Consider the following 15,648-nt stretch of genomic DNA (forward strand, 5'->3'; position numbering starts at 1 on the left):
GGGAAGATCACGGCCGCTACGCTGTGTCGCCGACGCAGCGTCAGCGCACCAGGTCAACTGGACAGCGGCACACGAGGAATGGGGCGGGAAGCGGCCATGATGGGACCAGCACACTCACTGTCGGGGGCCGCGGCCTGGCTCGGCGTCGGAGCGGCAGCCGCCGCGGCAGGTCACCCGATGCCCTGGCCGGTGCTTCTCTGCGGCGCCCTGATCTGCGCCGGCGCCGCGCTCGCCCCGGACCTCGACCACAAGGCGGCCACGATCTCCCGGGCCTTCGGGCCGATCTCGCGCTGGATCTGCGAGATCGTGGACAAACTGTCGTACGCCGTCTACAAGGCGACCAGGGGGAAGGGCGACCCGCGCCGCTCCGGAGGCCACCGTACGCTGACGCACACCTGGCTGTGGGCGGTCCTGATCGGCGCCGGCTGCTCGGCGGCGGCGATAGCGGGGGGCCGCTGGGCCGTGCTGGCGATCCTGTTCGTACACATGGTGCTGGCCATCGAGGGGCTGCTTTGGCGGGCGGCGCGCGGCTCCAGCAGCGATGTCCTGGTCTGGCTGCTGGCGGCGACCAGCGCGTGGATTCTCGCGGGCATCCTGGACAAGCCCGGCAACGGCGCCGACTGGCTGTTCACGGCACCGGGCCAGCAGTACCTGTGGCTGGGGCTGCCGATCGTGCTCGGCGCGCTGGTGCACGACATCGGGGACGCCCTGACGGTGTCCGGCTGCCCGATCCTGTGGCCGATCCCCTTGGGCCGCAAGCGCTGGTACCCCGTGGGCCCGCCGAAGGTGATGCGGTTCCGGGCCGGGAGCTGGGTGGAGCTGAAGGTGCTGATGCCCGTGTTCATGCTCCTCGGCGGCGTGGGCTGCGCGGCGGCCCTCAACGTCATCTGAGGCACCCCTCGCATCCTGGGCACCCGTCGCATCAAAGGCGCCCGGCACCTGGTCCGGGATGCCCCTCGGGATCAGGTAGCCCCGCCGGCCTCCGGCCCGCCGTACCGGCGCTCGAAGCGGGCGATACGGCCCTCGGTGTCGACCGCGCGCGCCTTGCCCGTGTAGAAGGGATGGCTCTCCGAGGAGATCTCCACGTCGATCACGGGGTAGGTCTCGCCGTCGTCCCACTCGATGGTCTGTTCACTCCGCGCGGTCGAGCGGGTCAGGAACGCGTAGCCGGCGGCCCGGTCGCGGAAGACCACGGGGTGGTAGTCGGGGTGCTTGTCCTGCGGCATGGCGCCTCCTCGTGCGGGGCGGTCGGGCAGGGCGTGGGCGGATCGGCCGGGGCCTCCGGGTCAGCCGGGCAGGGAGTCCTCGTCGACGATGTGCATCGCAGCCTCCTCGGCGGAGGCGGCGGCGCCGTCGATGCCGACGTCGTTGGCGATGAGGGCGGCCTCCTCGTCCTCGTGCGCTCCCTCGTCCGGGGCCACCAGCCGGCCGGAGCGGAGGTTGCCGACCTCGTTGTCGAGGGGTTCCCCGTCGGTGTCGCGGTCACCGATGTCGTCGCCGTCGCGGGCGACGAGGTCGGGCTGCTCCTCGGCGAGCCGCTGGTCCAGGGTCTCACCCGCCCGGCGTTCAGCCGCCGTCACCCCGATGTGCTCGACCGCCCAAGGCCGCTCGGGAGGGGACCAGCCACGGTCGAGCGGGTCGGCGACGCCGTCGAAGTCCAGCGTGTCCTCGGCGTCGAGCACACCCGTGTCCTCCCGGACCTCCCTGGGATCGGGATCGGGCTGGTAGACGTCGTCCCCCCAGCCGTCGACGCTGTCCACGAGTACCTCCAGGTGGTGAGGACGGCCAGGTGCCACCACTACGGGTGGCGGGCCGTCGGCACGCGCGGCACGAAGGTCACACCCTGCGAACCGGATGGTTCCGGGGCGTTCCCCGCATCGGTGCCGTTCTCCAGCCTTCCACCCCTGCTCGGGACCGCGCAACGGCACGAGCGCGAGACAGTGCCCGCACCCGGCTACCGGCACCGGTCACACCCCCCGGAGCGCCCGCTCACCATGCCCTCGCCGCCCGAGGTCCCGGCAGGCGTGAGTCCGCATCTGCCCGCTGTGACCTGGTTCGGTCAAGCGTTGGCGGACCTTGCCGGGCGTCTGTGTGCCGTGCCCTGGCTGTCCGAGGTCCCGGCAGGCGTGAGTCCGCATCTGCCCGCTGTGACCTGGTTCGGTCAAGCGTTGGCGGACCTTGCCGGGCGCCTGTGTGCCGTGCTCTGGCTGCCAGAGATCCCGGCAGACGCGACTGGGCATTCGGCTGCTGTGGCCTGGTTCGGTCAAGCGTCGACGGACCCTGCCGGGTCCCCGTTCGCCCTGGCCGGGCTGCCCGTAGTGTCGGGAGACGTGGCTGTGCACCTGCCTGCCGCGCCCCGGTGGGGCGCAGCGCCAGTGGTGGCCTCCTTCGTGGGCCCATCCCTGTGGGACGGGTCGTCCCGGGAAACGACAGCCGTGGTCGCGGCACCCGGCGGTGCGCAACCGGTCACCGACGGCCGCGCCGCCGCGATCGCGGGGACCGGCCTTGCCCGCAGTCGCTGCGTCGCGGTACCGGTCGACGCGCTCGCCGGATCCTCATCCGTGCCAGGACCGCCACAGCGCGGCGTACGCGCCGTCCGCCGCGACCAGCTGGTCATGGCTGCCCAGCTCGCTGATGCGGCCGTCCTCCACGACGGCGATCACGTCCGCGTCATGGGCGGTGTGCAGGCGGTGGGCGATGGCGACCACGGTGCGGCCGTCCAGCACCCGGGCCAGGGAGCGTTCCAGATGCCGGGCCGCGCGCGGGTCCAGCAGCGAGGTCGCCTCGTCCAGGACCAGAGTGTGCGGATCGGCGAGCACCAGCCGGGCCAGCGCGATCTGCTGGGCCTGTGCCGGGGTCAGCGCAGCGCCGCCGGAGCCGACCTCGGTCTCCAGACCGTCGTCCAGCGCCCGTGCCCAGCCGTCCGCGTCGACCGCGCCCAGCGCCGCCCACAGCTCGGCGTCGGTCGCGTCGGTGCGGGCCAGCAGGAGGTTGTCGCGCAGGGAGCCGACGAAGACGTGGTGCTCCTGGTTGACGAGGGCGACGTGCGAGCGGACGCGTTCCGCGGGCATCCGGGACAGCTCCGCGCCGCCCAGGGTGATCCGGCCGTCGCGGGGTGTGTAGATGCCGGCGAGCAGCCTCCCCAGGGTGGACTTGCCCGCGCCCGAGGGGCCCACCAGGGCCAGCCGGGTTCCCGGGGCGACCTCCAGGGAGACCTCGCGCAGCACGTCGACGCCCTCGCGGTAGCCGAAGTGCACCCGGTCGGCGTGCACGGCCCGCCCGTCCGGCGCCAGCGAGGTGTCTCCGGCGGTCGGCTCGATGTCCCGCACGCCGACCAGCCGGGCCAGCGACACCTGGGCGACCTGCACCTCGTCGTACCAGCGCAGGATCAGGTTCACCGGGTCGACGAGCATCTGCGCGACGAGGGCGCCCGTGGTCAGCTGTCCCACCCCGATCCAGCCGTTCAGGACGAATGTCCCGCCGACCATCAGCACCGAGCCGAGCACGATGACGTGCACGGCGTTGATGACCGGGAAGAGCACGGACCGCAGCCAGAGCGTGTAGCGCTCCCACGCCGTCCACTCCTTGATCCGCCGCTCCGACAGGGCGACGCGGCGATCGCCCAGCCGGTGTGCCTCGATGGTGTGGCCCGCGTCCACCGTCTCGGCGAGCGCGGCGGCGACGGCCGCGTACCCCGCGGCCTCGGAGCGGTAGCCGGAGGGCGCCCGCTTGAAGTACCAGCGGCACCCGGCCACCAGCACCGGAACGGCGAACAGCACCGCGGCAGCCAGCGGCGGAGCCGTCACCACCAGCCCGCCGAGCAGCAGCAGCGCCCATACGACACCGATCGCCAGCTGCGGCACGGCCTCGCGCATCGCGTTGGCCAGGCGGTCGATGTCGGTGGTGATGCGGGAGAGCAGATCTCCCGTCCCCGCCCGTTCCAGCACGCCCGGCGGCAGCCCGACCGACCGGACCAGGAAGTCCTCGCGCAGGTCGGCCAGCATCCGCTCGCCGAGCATCGCGCCCCGCAGCCGCACCTGCCGGGTGAACACGGCCTGCACGGCCAGTGCGAGCACGAACAGCCCGGCGATCGGGCCGAGATGAAGATCCCGCGACCGGTCGGACACCCGCTCGACCAGGCCGCCGAGCAGGTACGGACCCACCATGGAGGCGATCACGGCCACCGTGTTGACGCCGATGAGCAGCAGGAACGCCCGGCGGTGCCGCCGGAACAACTCGGCGACATAGGCGCGCACGGTCGCGGTCGCGCCGACGGGCAGGGTGGTGGCGGTCGTCGGGGCCGCCGGGTCGTACGCCGGTGGCGCAACGCCGATCATGCGCTCTCCTCGATCTCTTCCAGCTCCGGGCGTGCGCCCACCAGGGCGGCCTCGTCGGTCGGGGCCAGTTCGTCGTCCGTCTCCCGGGTGACCACGGCCCGGTATCGGGGCTCGCTGTCGACCAGTTCGCGGTGCACACCGACCGCCACGGCCTCGCCCTCGTGGACCAGGACGACCCGGTCCGCGCGGTCGAGCAGCAGCGGCGAGGAGGTGAACACCACGGTCGTGCGTCCCGACCGCAGCCGGCGCAGTCCGTCCGCGATCCGTGCCTCGGTGTGCGAGTCGACGGCGGAGGTCGGCTCGTCCAGCACCAGCACGTCGGGGTCGGTGATCAGCGACCGGGCCAGCGCGAGCCGCTGGCGCTGGCCGCCGGACAGGGACCGTCCGCGCTCCGTGATGCGGGCGTCCATCGGGTCGTCGGCGTCCAGGGACCCCTGGACGAGCGCGTCCAGGACGTCGTCGCACTGCGCCGCGGCCAGTGCGTCCGCGGCCCGTACGGCTCCCGAGGTGGGCACGTCGAGCAGCTCGCGCAGCGTGCCGGAGAGCAGTACCGGGTCTTTGTCCTGGACGAGGACGGCGGTGCGTGCGCTGTCCAGGGGCAGGTCGTCCAGAGCGACCCCGCCCAGCAGTACCGAGCGGCCCGGCTCGGTCGGGTGGCCGCCCAGCCGCTCCGCGAGCCGGCCCGCCGAGTCCGGATCGCCGCAGACCACGGCGGTCAGACGGCCGGCGGGAGCGAGCAGACCCGTGCCCGGGTCGTACAGGTCGCCGCCCGGCACCTCCGCCTCGAGGGTGCCCTCGGTGGCCGTGGACCGCTCCAGCGACAGCACACGGGCCGCTCGTTTGGCCGAGGGGCGGGAGAAGGAGTAGGCCATCGCGATCTCCTCGAAATGGCGCAACGGATAATTCAGGATCATCACGGCGCTGTAGACGGTGACGAGCTCGCCGACGGTGATCCGGCCCTGGCGGGCCAGGTGGACGCCGTGCCAGACGACGGCGATGAGCAGCAGCCCGGGCAGCAGCACCTGGACGGCGGAAATCAGCGACCACATCCGGGCGCTGCGCACCGCTGCGTGCCGTACCTCCTGCGAGGCGCGGCGGTAGCGGTCGAGGAACAGTTCCTCGCCGCCGATGCCGCGCAGCACCCGCAGCCCGGCGACCGTGTCCGAGGCCAGCTCGGTGGCCCGGCCCGCTTTCTCCCGCTGCGCATCGGCGCGGCGCGTGGCCCGGGGCAGCAGTGGCAGCACCGCGAGCGCCACCACGGGCAGTCCCACGGCGACGACCACGCCCAGCGCGGGCTGGTAGAGGAGAAGGCCCACACAGACCACCACGACCGTCAGCGCGGCCGCGGTGAACCGGGAAACCGCCTCGACGAACCAGCCGATCTTCTCGACGTCGCCGGTGGAGACCGCCACCACTTCGCCGGCGGCGACCCGCCGGGTCAGGGCGGAACCCAGCTGGGACGCCTTGCGTGCAAGCAGTTGCTGGATGCGGGCGGCGGCCGTGATCCAGTTGGTGACGGCGGCCCGGTGCAGGAAGGTGTCGCCGAGGGCGATGCCCGTGCCGCACAGCAGCATCAGACCACCCGTCAGAGCGAGGCCGGTGCCGGAGCGGTCGACGACTGCCTGGACGGCGAGGCCGACACAGAACGGCAGGGCCGAGACGGAGACGAAGTGCAGCAGGCCCCAGGCGAGCGACTTCAGCTGTCCGCCCAGCTGGTTCCGCCAGAGCCACCACAGGAATCGGGGGCCCGAACGTGCGTCCGGGACGCCGGGATCGGAGTACGGAAGGTCTTGAATCTGCATGACGTCCCAGTGGCTCGTGTCAGGAGGGAAGGGATGGCGAGGGGATGGGGTGACGGGGGAGGCGGCGAAAAGCGGTGACAAGCCGTGAAAGGTTCGCGTCGTCCAGTGGTGAATTTCAAACGGTTTTCCTGGCGGAGGAGCGAAATCCACGGCTTCCGGCCACAGGCCACCGGGCCCGGTGGCGGCCGGGGTGGCCGGTGGCCGGGGAGGACTCTCATCAGGCAGGTGGCCGGCCGGTCGACCGCATGCATCAGGCCGTCACCCGAATGTCCAGAAGATTGCACTATCAACTGGTACGTGATGCCACGATGGTGGCGTGCGGATCCACAGTGTGCGGCGAATGACGGTCGCGGTGACGGCTTTTGGAACACTGCTGGCGACTGTGTCGGCGTGCGCCACCGACGCCTCCGGCCCCGCCCGCGCCGACGGGGCGACGGGCTCCCGAGGCCGGGCCGAGCCGAGCCCGACGGTGCCGGCCGCGGCGTCGACCGCGGTGCCGACCGCCCCCACGTCCGATCCGACCCGCGTCCCGGGCGTCGGTGACCGGCTGCTCCGGCAGATCCCCGATGACTCCGGCCAGGTCGTCGCGGTGTACGGCGAGGACGAGGACTCCGCGGATTCCACGGTCGTGCTCTACACACGCGAGGGTCTGGAATGGCGGCCCGTGGCCAGCTGGCCGGCGCACAACGGCAGGAACGGCTGGACCACGGACCATCACATGGGCGACGAGCGCAGTCCCGTCGGCGTGTTCGGTCTCTCCGACGCGGGAGGTGTGCTCGACGACCCGGGCACCCTGCTGCCGTACGACCAGGACGCGGCGGCCTACGCGCCCCCGAACGACTGGGACGAGGCGCACCAGCACGACTTCGACTACGTCATCGCCATCGACTACAACCGTCTCCCGGGCACCCCGCCGAACGACCCCACGCGCCCCGAGGGCGACGACAAGGGCGGCGGCATCTGGCTGCATCTCGACCACCGCGACGGCACGTCCGCGTGTGTCAGCGTGTCCAAGGACGCGATGGAGTTCCTGCTGCGCACGCTGGACCCGGACCGGCATCCGGTGATGGTGATGGGAGACCGGGCGGCACTGCGCGCCTGACGCACCCTGCGTGGACGACGTCCCGCGGCCAGGACGGGCCAATCCCTGTCCCGTGATCCGACGTGCCCGAACGGCGGCTCGGTCTGCCCGTGCCCATGGACGTGCCGGCCGAGCGGCTCGGCGGCACCGGGCTCGAGGTATGACTCGGCATCACCCGGAGGGCGACTCCGATCGCCGCGTTCGGCGCCCGATCGCGCCGTTCGCGCCGAGGCGTCATTGCGGGTCGGCCCCGACTGGCCGTAGAACACCGGCCATGAGAAGACGGATAGTCATGTCCATGCTTGCCGGAGCGACCCTCCTGGCGAGCGCGCTCTTCGGCACCGGCGCCGCTGCCGCCCAAGCGGCCGACATCCCGGCCGAGTTCGGAACCGACTGGCACGACCCGGTCACCGCGGCACCGCCCGTCGAGCGACCGCACACCACGTCGTGCCGGGTCACCCTCGCCGACGCGCGGTTCCGTGACTTCACGCCGTACCGGGGCGAGTACACACCGCCGCAGGGCTGCGGTGACCACTGGAGCAAGGTCGTCCTGCGGCTCGACGGCAAGGTGAAGGGCCGTCAGTACGACCGCCTCGGCTATCTGCATGTCGGCGGCGTCGAGATCCTGCGTACGTCCACCCCGGAGCCCTCGCCCGACGGCATCGCATGGCACGTCGAGAAGGACGTCACCCGCTACAGCGACACCTTCCGCACCCCGCAGGACGTCGAGATGCTGATCGGCAACGTCGTGGACGACACCTACACCGGCGTCATCGACGTGCACGTCACCCTGACCTTCTACGCGGGCCGCCCCGCGCAGCGGACCCCCGACCGCGTGCTCACCCTCGCCGACACGCCCGACGGCACGACCCTCACCACCCCGCGCAACAGCGAGCGGATCGTCGCCGAGGTCTACGCGACCGGTTCGGGCGGCGGCTGCGAGGAGTTCTGGTACCTGACGGTGGCCGACCCCGCGTCGTACTCCTGCAAGGCCGATCACGGCCCCTACCGCGAGGTACAGATCAAGGTCGACGGCCAACTCGCCGGAATCGCCGCGCCGTTCCCGAACGTGTGGACCGGCGGCTGGTCCAATCCCTTCCTCTGGTACGTCGTTCCGGCGCCGGGCGCTTTCGACGTCCGGCCGATCGATTACGACCTCACACCCTTTGCGGGCCTGCTCAATGACGGGCGTCCGCACCGCGTCGAGGTCTCCGTCGTGGGCGTGCCCGCGGGCCAGTCGGGCTGGAGCGCACCGGTGAACGTCCTGGTCTGGCAGGACGCGCACCGCGCCCATGTCACGGGGGCACTCACCCAGAACGCGGCGACGGACCTCACCAACTCCTCGACCTACACGCCCGGTTCGGAGAACCGCGTGAACACCGAGGCCGGACACCGGCTCACCGTGTCCGGATACCTCGACACCTCGCACGGCCGCGTGACCACCACCGTCACCCGGACACTCGCCAACACCTCCGTCCACCGCTGGACCGACGGCGAGAACACGGACGGACTGGACGCGACCTGGTCCGACGACCAGACGGTCACCGTCGGCGGACACGGTCCCGCGCGGACGACACGCACCGACCGGACGTACACCATGAACGGCGCGACGACCATCGGTACGGACGACCGGCTGCGCACCGTGCTGACGCTCGGCGACCGCGCGTCGGTCACGGAACACGGCGGCCGGCGCACCGCGTGGTCGCGGCTCGACGACACCTATAGCGGCGACGCGGCGTACACGATCAACGTCCCGCGCGACCAGCGGCACGCGGTCGGCACGTCGAGGGAGCGCTACCGGCTCTACGGCTCCGACGGCTGCTACGACCGTTCGCTGACCACGGTGCAGGGAGTGCTCACGGAGGATCGCGAACGCTGCTGAAGACGGCGATGCGGAGTGCGCCACTCACGCGGTGATGATGTACACCGGTGTGAAACGGGTGTCTCCGAAGGGATCGAAACGGAAGTCGCTCTGCGTGGTACGGGCGGGCCGTGCACCGGGAGTGGTGTGCGGCCCGCCGCGCTGTACGCCGAACCCGGTGCGCCGTACGCCGAGCCGGCCGCGCGGTGCGCCGAACCCGGTGCGCCGGTGTTCAGCAGCGCTGGCCGCCGTCCCCCTCGATGAGGGTGTCCAGCAGCACGCCGAGCACCTGGCGCTCCTTCTCCGTCAGCGGCGCAAGGATCTCCTCGGCCGCCGAGCGGCGTGCGCCGCGCAGCTTGCGCAGCGTCGTACGCCCCTCGTCCGTCAGCTCGATCCGGGTCACCCGCCGGTTCGCCGGATCCGGCACCCGCCGTACCTTCCCGCTCGTCTCCAGCCCGTCGACCAGCGTCGTCACCGCGCGCGGCACCACCTCCAGGCGCTCGGCGAGGTCGGCCATGCGCGGGGGCGAGGCGTAGTGCGCGAGGGTGCGCAGCAACCGGGACTGGGCCGGGGTCACGCCCAGGTCGTGCCGTTCCAGATGGCGCTTCTGGATCCGGTGCACCCGGCGGGTCAGCCGCAGCAGCTGCTCGGCGAGCAGGCCGTCGGGATCTGGGGAGCTCATGCGGGAACAATATCAGGATGCCGTTCATTGTGAGTATAGGTAACAATGAGCTACGATCCGTTCGTCATCGTCGGTCGATCCCCGGCCGGCGCCCGTTCACCTCCGTAGGAGCCCATGCATCCCGAGCGAGAACCCTCCTGGACCCCGCCTGCCGACGCCAAGGAACAGCCCCGGCAGGTGCGCCGCATCCTGAAGCTCTTCCGTCCCTACCGCGGGCGGCTCGCGATCGTCGGCCTGCTGGTCGGCGCCTCCTCGCTGGTTTCGGTGGCCACACCGTTCCTGCTCAAGGAGACCCTGGACGTCGCGATCCCCCGGGGCCGTACCGGCCTGCTCAGCCTGCTCGCGCTCGGCATGATCCTCAGTGCCGTCCTCTCCAGCGTCTTCGGCGTGCTCCAGACGCTGATCTCGACCACCGTCGGCCAGCGCGTCATGCACGACCTGCGCACCGCCGTCTACGGCCGCCTGCAACGCATGTCGCTCGCCTTCTTCACGCGCACGCGCACCGGCGAGGTGCAGTCCCGGATCGCCAACGACATCGGCGGCATGCAGGCCACCGTCACCTCCACCGCCACCTCCCTGGTCTCCAACGCCACCAGCGTCGTCGCCACGATCGTCGCGATGGTCGCCCTCGACTGGCGGCTCACGATCGTCTCGCTGCTCCTGCTGCCGGCGTTCGTGTGGATCAGCCGCCGTGTCGGCAACGAACGCAAGAAGATCACCACACAGCGGCAGAAGCAGATGGCCGCGATGGCGGCCACCGTCACCGAGTCGCTCTCGGTCAGCGGCATCCTGCTCGGCCGCACCATGGGCCGCTCCGACTCGCTCACCGCGTCCTTCGCCGAGGAGTCCGAGCGCCTGGTCGACCTGGAAGTGAGATCGAACATGGCCGGGCGCTGGCGCATGGCCGTGATCACGATCGTCATGGCCGCGATGCCCGCCATCATCTACTGGACGGCGGGCCTGGCCCTGCAGTTCGGCGGACCCAAAGTCTCGCTCGGCACCATCGTCGCCTTCGTCTCGCTCCAGCAGGGGCTCTTCCGCCCGGCCGTGAGCCTGCTCGCCACGGGTGTTCAGATCCAGACCTCCCTCGCCCTCTTCCAGCGCATCTTCGAGTACCTGGACCTGCCGATCGACATCACCGAGCGTGATCGGCCCGTCCACCTCGACCAGGTCAAGGGCGAAGTCCGCTTCGAAGGCGTCGAGTTCCGCTACGACCATGACGACAAGGCCCGCCGCGTCCTCGAAGGCATCGACGTCACCGTGCCCGCGGGCGGCAGCCTCGCCGTCGTCGGCCCGACCGGCGCCGGCAAGTCCACGCTCGGCTATCTGGTGCCCCGTCTGTACGACGTCACCGGCGGCCGCGTCACCATCGACGGCGTCGACGTCCGGGACCTCGACTTCGACACCCTCGCCCGCGCGGTCGGCGTCGTGTCGCAGGAGACGTACCTCTTCCACGCCTCGGTCGCCGACAACCTCCGCTTCGCCAAGCCGGACGCCACGGACGAGGAACTGCGGGCGGCTGCCGGCGCGGCGCAGATACACGACCACATCGCCGCGCTGCCCGACGGCTACGACACGGTCGTCGGCGAACGCGGCCACCGCTTCTCCGGCGGCGAGAAGCAGCGCCTCGCGATCGCCCGCACGATCCTGCGCGATCCGCCGGTCCTCATCCTCGACGAGGCGACCAGCGCGCTCGACACCCGTACGGAGGCCGCCGTCCAGGAGGCGATCGACGCCCTGTCGGCCGACCGGACGACGATCACCATCGCCCACCGCCTGTCCACGATCCGCGGCGCCGACCAGATCGTGGTCCTCGACTCCGGCCGGCTCGCCGAACGCGGCAGCCACGAGGAACTGCTGGAACGGGACGGGCGGTACGCGGCGCTGGTACGCCGGGACGCGCAACTGGAACCGACGGCCTGAGCGGGCGGTGACCGATGACCTGAGAGGGTCGTGACCGACGAACTGAGCGGGTCGTGACCGGCGGGACCGCGGTCGTGACCGACCCGCTGACGCTGGGGCCGACAGGCTGAACATATGCCGGGTTTGCGGCGATTTGCGTATTACCGTTCCGGTATGCAGACGAACATTCCGCCGCGGAGCACGATTCGACTGACACGCCGGGGCAGACTCGTCCTCGTCGTGGCCGGCGCCGTCGTGGTCGGTACCGCCGCGGCGGTACCGCTGCTGGCGCTGCACAGCGGCCCCGAACAGACACCGCGCGCCGCGCTGGTCGTCCCGGAGGGCTGGCGTGCGAGCCAGGTGTACGCCGCGATCGACAAGGCCCTCCAGCTGCCTCCCGGAAGCACGCGCAAGTCCGTCGGGAAGGCCGGTCTGAAGCTGCCGAGCGAGGCCGCGGGCAACCCGGAGGGGTATCTCTTCCCGGCGACATATCCCCTCGAGAAGGGAGCGACACCCGAGTCCGTGCTGCGTTTCATGGTCGACACCGCCGAGGGCAGGTTCAATGCGGCGCCGATCGCGGCCGGGGCGCAGCGCAAGGCGATGAACGTCTACCAGACCGTCACCATCGCCAGCATCGTCCAGGCGGAGGCCGCGACCAGGGCGGACATGGGCAAGGTCGCCCGAGTCGTCTTCAACCGGCTGGAGCGCGGGATGCCGCTGCAGATGGACTCGACGATCAACTACACGCTGAACCGCAGCACGCTCCGTACCGACCAGGACGACATCCGCATCGACAGTCCCTACAACTCCTACCAGCGCATGGGGCTGCCGCCCACACCGATCGACAACCCTGGCGAGGACGCGATGCGTGCCGCACTCAACCCGACGCCGGGCGAGTGGCTGTACTTCGTCACGGTCAAGCCGGGAGAGACCCGCTTCACCTCCGACTACGCGACGCACATGCGCAACGTGGGAGAGTTCAACTCCCTCCACGCGGGCCCGGGTCGGGCGCAGAGCCCGAGCCAGGCACAGAGCCCGAGCCAGGCACGGATCCCGAGTCAGAGTCCGGCCTCCCCGTGGCCCCCGGTCCGCTGAGCGGGCGGGACGTCACGCGGCGACCGGCTGTTCCTCGGCCAGCAGTCTCCTGATGTCCCGGACGGCCGCGCGGCCCGCCCGGTTCGCGCCGATGGTACTGGCCGAGGGGCCGTAGCCGACGAGATGGACGCGTGGATCGGCCACCGCCCGGGTTCCCTCGACCCGGATCCCACCGCCCGGCTCGCGCAGCCGCAGCGGACGGAGATGGTCCAGCGCCGCGCGGAACCCGGTCGCCCAGAGGATCACATCGGCGGTGACCTGCCGTCCGTCGTCCCACGCCACGCCGTCCGGCGTGATCCGGTCGAACATCGGCTGCCGGTCCAGCACTCCGTCCGCGAGACCCTGCCGGACGGCGTCGTTGAGGGGCAGCCCGGTGACCGAGACCACGCTGCGCGGAGGCAGCCCCTGGCGCACCCGCTCCTCCACCAGTGCGACGGCCGCGCGGCCCACCTCCTGGTCGAACGGGCCCTCGCGGAACACCGGAGGCCGCCGGGTGACCCAGGTGGTCGCGGCCGCGTACGGGGCCAGCTCCAGCAGGTGCTGGGTGCCCGAGGCACCGCCGCCCACGACCACGACACGCTGCCCGGCGAACTCCTCGGGGCCGGCGTACTGCGCGGTGTGCAACTGCCGCCCGCGGAAGGTCTCCTGACCGGGATAGCGCGGCCAGAACGGCCGGTCCCACGTGCCGGTCGCATTGATCAGGGCGCGCGTCGACCAGGTGCCGTCCGAGGTCTCGACGAGCAGCCGCCCGCCGTCGCCTTCCCGCACCGCCCGAACGTCGACGGGACGTCGCACACGCAGGTCGAAGGCGCGCTCGTACCGGTCGAAGTACTCGCCGATCACCTCCGCCGAAGGCCGCGCGGGATCGGCGTCCGTCAGCTCCATGCCGGGCAGCGCGTGCATCCCGTGCACCTTCCCGTACGTCAGCGAGGGCCACCGGAACTGCCAGGCGCCGCCCGGCGCGGGGGAGTGGTCGAGGACCACGGCATCGCGGTCCGGCTCGAAACCGGTGCGCCGCAGATGATAGGCGCTGGACAGCCCGGCCTGACCAGCGCCGATGACGACGACCTCGACCTCGCGCGATTTGTTCACGCCTCTACCAACCGGGATCCGGGCACGGATCTTCCCGAGAACCCGCGGTGGGACTCCCGGACGCCGACGGCAGGGCCCCGCCTCCCGGCTCACCGCCCGCCGGACACCAGCTGTGGCGCTCCGGTGTGCTGCGCGAACGCGGCCGTGGTCCAGCCAGGTGCCCTCGGCGATGTGCACCGTGTACTCGATGTCCGGCGCCCGCACCCCGCCGCATCACGGGCGTCGTTGGGGCCGTAGTCGTGTCGTTCCACGAGGATGCGGCCGCCGCCGGCGGCAGGAACCCGTGCTCTCGGAGGCGACGTGCGGCAGCCCGGTGTCCTCGGCCCACGCAGCTCAGCCCGGCCGCCTTCAGGCAGGCGACCGAACAGCAGGCCACAGGGGCAGTGGAGCCCGAGGAGGGAAAGAAGCCGGAAAGGGTGCCGGCGGCAGCGGGGACACGCGGCGCAGGTCGCCGCAGCAGGTCCATATGACCGCGCGTGTGAGCAGGGCTGAACACAACATGCGGCAGAACGCGGCCAGATGGCCGCCACAGTCACACGGGCGTCTCGTCCTGTGGACCGGCCGTCTCAGGATGCCCTCGCGCCGCAGGGTGCGGAGCCCGGCGTATGGGCCAGGATGGGGGCATGCCAGATGCCTTCACCACCCGCATGCTGCACATCTCCACCGGCTCCCGGGAACGCGTCGTCGACCTCACCGGTGACTGCGAGGACTTTCTGCGCGCGGCGGCGGCCGGCCGCGACGGCCTGCTCAGTGTCTTCGTCCCGCACGCAACCGCCGGAATCGCCGTCATCGAGACGGGCGCCGGCAGCGACGACGACCTCCTCGCCGCCCTGCACACCCTGCTCCCCGCCGACGACCGCTGGCAGCACCGCCACGGCAGCCCCGGCCACGGCCGCGACCACGTCCTCCCGGCCATCGTCCCGCCCCACGCGACCCTCCCGGTGATCGGCGGCCGCCTGGAGCTGGGCACCTGGCAGTCGGTCTGCCTGGTCGACACCAACAGGGATAATCCCAGCCGTCAGGTGCGGCTGAGCTTTCTGGGCTGAGCAAGATCGTCCTGGGTGTGGCCGCCATGTCTCCGTACCTTGCGTGTTCGAAGCGTAGAAGTCTTGCGCGGTACGGTCCTGAACATGACGGCAGGAGTGCCGGCATGGCCCTGCCCGGAAGCGATCGATGCCCCTCCCCGATGCCGGACGAGGGGCCGCCTGGGGCCGGCGCGGAGGCAGGCACGGCACCTGGTGATCACGAGGTACCGAAACCCTGACGCGGCTCCGACGTCACCGGATGAGCTCCCCAGCCTGCTGACCTGCCTGGCCCCGTGTGCCGTCCTGGCCGGAGCGAAGTCCCTGGCCGCGATCGCGAAGTGGGTCACCGACGCCCCTCCCTGCATCCTGGCCCGGCTCGGTGGCCCGTGCCGGGAACCTGACCGCAGCCCCGTCACCCCAGCCGAGGCCACCGTGCGCCGCGCTCTCCAACGCATCGACGGCGACGCGCTGGATACAGCCATCGGCAGCAGCGAGACCACCACGTCCACCGCGGCGACCCCGACCACGCAACCTACCGCTGGAACGTCCACGATGACCGCTGCCACGGTTTCGGGGGCAATGCGGTCATCGCGTCCTGGTACAAGCAAGCCCCCCGTCCTCGACCTCGACGGCCGCCCCAGCCCGTATCCGACGCGCTGCTCGATGAATCACCGTCCGGGGTCGGCGCCGACGGACTCGGCTGAACCCAACTGCCGTGCCAGAGGCGGGCCGTGAGCGGCCCGCCTCCGCGGAGCCACAGCCCTCGGTTCA

General features: G+C 71.6%; 13 protein-coding genes. 7 read left to right on the plus strand and 6 right to left on the minus strand.

All coding sequences use genetic code 11. The features are described from left to right. Nucleotides 1–96: 96 nt before the first annotated feature. A complete protein-coding gene (locus SRB17_RS26445) occupies nucleotides 97–891 on the plus strand; it encodes a metal-dependent hydrolase (RefSeq protein WP_153542649.1) in 795 nt (264 codons plus the stop codon). A 71-nt stretch (nucleotides 892–962) separates the two neighbouring features. Here SRB17_RS26445 and SRB17_RS26450 read toward each other — a convergent pair whose 3' ends face one another. The 4 genes from SRB17_RS26450 to SRB17_RS26465 form a co-directional block, all read right to left on the minus strand. Beyond that, a complete protein-coding gene (locus tag SRB17_RS26450; protein ID WP_153542650.1) occupies nucleotides 963–1,226 on the minus strand; it encodes a type B 50S ribosomal protein L31 in 264 nt (87 codons plus the stop codon). A gap of 60 nt (nucleotides 1,227–1,286) precedes the next feature. After that, nucleotides 1,287–1,760 carry a DUF5709 domain-containing protein gene (locus tag SRB17_RS26455; protein WP_323376261.1) on the minus strand — a complete coding sequence of 158 codons (474 nt, stop codon included), beginning with the start codon at nucleotides 1,758–1,760 and terminating at the stop codon, nucleotides 1,287–1,289. 795 nt (nucleotides 1,761–2,555) lie between these two features. Next, on the minus strand, nucleotides 2,556–4,337 hold the full coding sequence (locus tag SRB17_RS26460; RefSeq protein WP_153542651.1) for an ABC transporter ATP-binding protein: 1,782 nt from the start codon (nucleotides 4,335–4,337) through the stop codon (nucleotides 2,556–2,558). Further along, nucleotides 4,334–6,139, minus strand: coding sequence for an ABC transporter transmembrane domain-containing protein (locus SRB17_RS26465; protein ID WP_153542652.1), 1,806 nt, complete (start codon nucleotides 6,137–6,139; stop codon nucleotides 4,334–4,336). The genes SRB17_RS26460 and SRB17_RS26465 overlap by 4 nt, the downstream gene beginning before the upstream one ends. Nucleotides 6,140–6,479: 340 nt before the next feature. Here SRB17_RS26465 and SRB17_RS26470 point away from each other — a divergent pair, with 340 nt between their 5' ends. Both SRB17_RS26470 and SRB17_RS26475 read left to right on the plus strand, forming a co-directional pair. Next, entirely contained in the window at nucleotides 6,480–7,241 is a 762-nt protein-coding gene (locus SRB17_RS26470; RefSeq protein WP_153542986.1) for a L,D-transpeptidase family protein, read from the plus strand. A 253-nt stretch (nucleotides 7,242–7,494) separates the two neighbouring features. After that, a complete protein-coding gene (locus tag SRB17_RS26475; RefSeq protein ID WP_323376262.1) occupies nucleotides 7,495–9,102 on the plus strand; it encodes a peptide-N4-asparagine amidase in 1,608 nt (535 codons plus the stop codon). 211 nt (nucleotides 9,103–9,313) lie between these two features. Here the strand turns inward: SRB17_RS26475 and SRB17_RS26480 are convergent, their stop codons facing one another. Further along, on the minus strand, nucleotides 9,314–9,763 hold the full coding sequence (locus SRB17_RS26480; RefSeq protein WP_153542654.1) for a MarR family winged helix-turn-helix transcriptional regulator: 450 nt from the start codon (nucleotides 9,761–9,763) through the stop codon (nucleotides 9,314–9,316). A 114-nt stretch (nucleotides 9,764–9,877) separates the two neighbouring features. Between SRB17_RS26480 and SRB17_RS26485 the strand changes: the two genes are divergently transcribed. Together SRB17_RS26485 and mltG are read left to right on the plus strand one after the other, a co-directional pair. After that, nucleotides 9,878–11,686 (plus strand): ABC transporter ATP-binding protein, encoded by a 1,809-nt coding sequence (locus SRB17_RS26485; protein WP_153542655.1) that lies wholly within the window; start codon nucleotides 9,878–9,880, stop codon nucleotides 11,684–11,686. A 153-nt stretch (nucleotides 11,687–11,839) separates the two neighbouring features. Continuing rightward, nucleotides 11,840–12,760: an endolytic transglycosylase MltG gene (gene mltG / locus SRB17_RS26490; protein ID WP_153542656.1), complete on the plus strand. Its 921-nt coding sequence runs from the start codon at nucleotides 11,840–11,842 to the stop codon at nucleotides 12,758–12,760. 12 nt (nucleotides 12,761–12,772) lie between these two features. Here mltG and SRB17_RS26495 read toward each other — a convergent pair whose 3' ends face one another. Then, a complete protein-coding gene (locus tag SRB17_RS26495) occupies nucleotides 12,773–13,852 on the minus strand; it encodes an NAD(P)-binding domain-containing protein (RefSeq protein ID WP_323376263.1) in 1,080 nt (359 codons plus the stop codon). A gap of 623 nt (nucleotides 13,853–14,475) precedes the next feature. On the opposite strand from SRB17_RS26495, the gene SRB17_RS26500 reads away from it, so the two are divergent. Continuing rightward, the gene (locus SRB17_RS26500) at nucleotides 14,476–14,898 is read left to right on the plus strand and encodes a YjbQ family protein (RefSeq protein ID WP_153542657.1); all 423 of its coding nucleotides are present in this window, start codon (nucleotides 14,476–14,478) and stop codon (nucleotides 14,896–14,898) included. Between the two features lie 84 nt (nucleotides 14,899–14,982). Then, entirely contained in the window at nucleotides 14,983–15,612 is a 630-nt protein-coding gene (locus tag SRB17_RS46620) for a transposase family protein (protein ID WP_228396300.1), read from the plus strand. The last annotated feature ends 36 nt before the right edge of the window (nucleotides 15,613–15,648 follow it).

It is taken from the genome of Streptomyces sp. RB17 (assembly GCF_009604455.1).
Classification (GTDB): Bacteria; Actinomycetota; Actinomycetes; order Streptomycetales; family Streptomycetaceae; genus Streptomyces.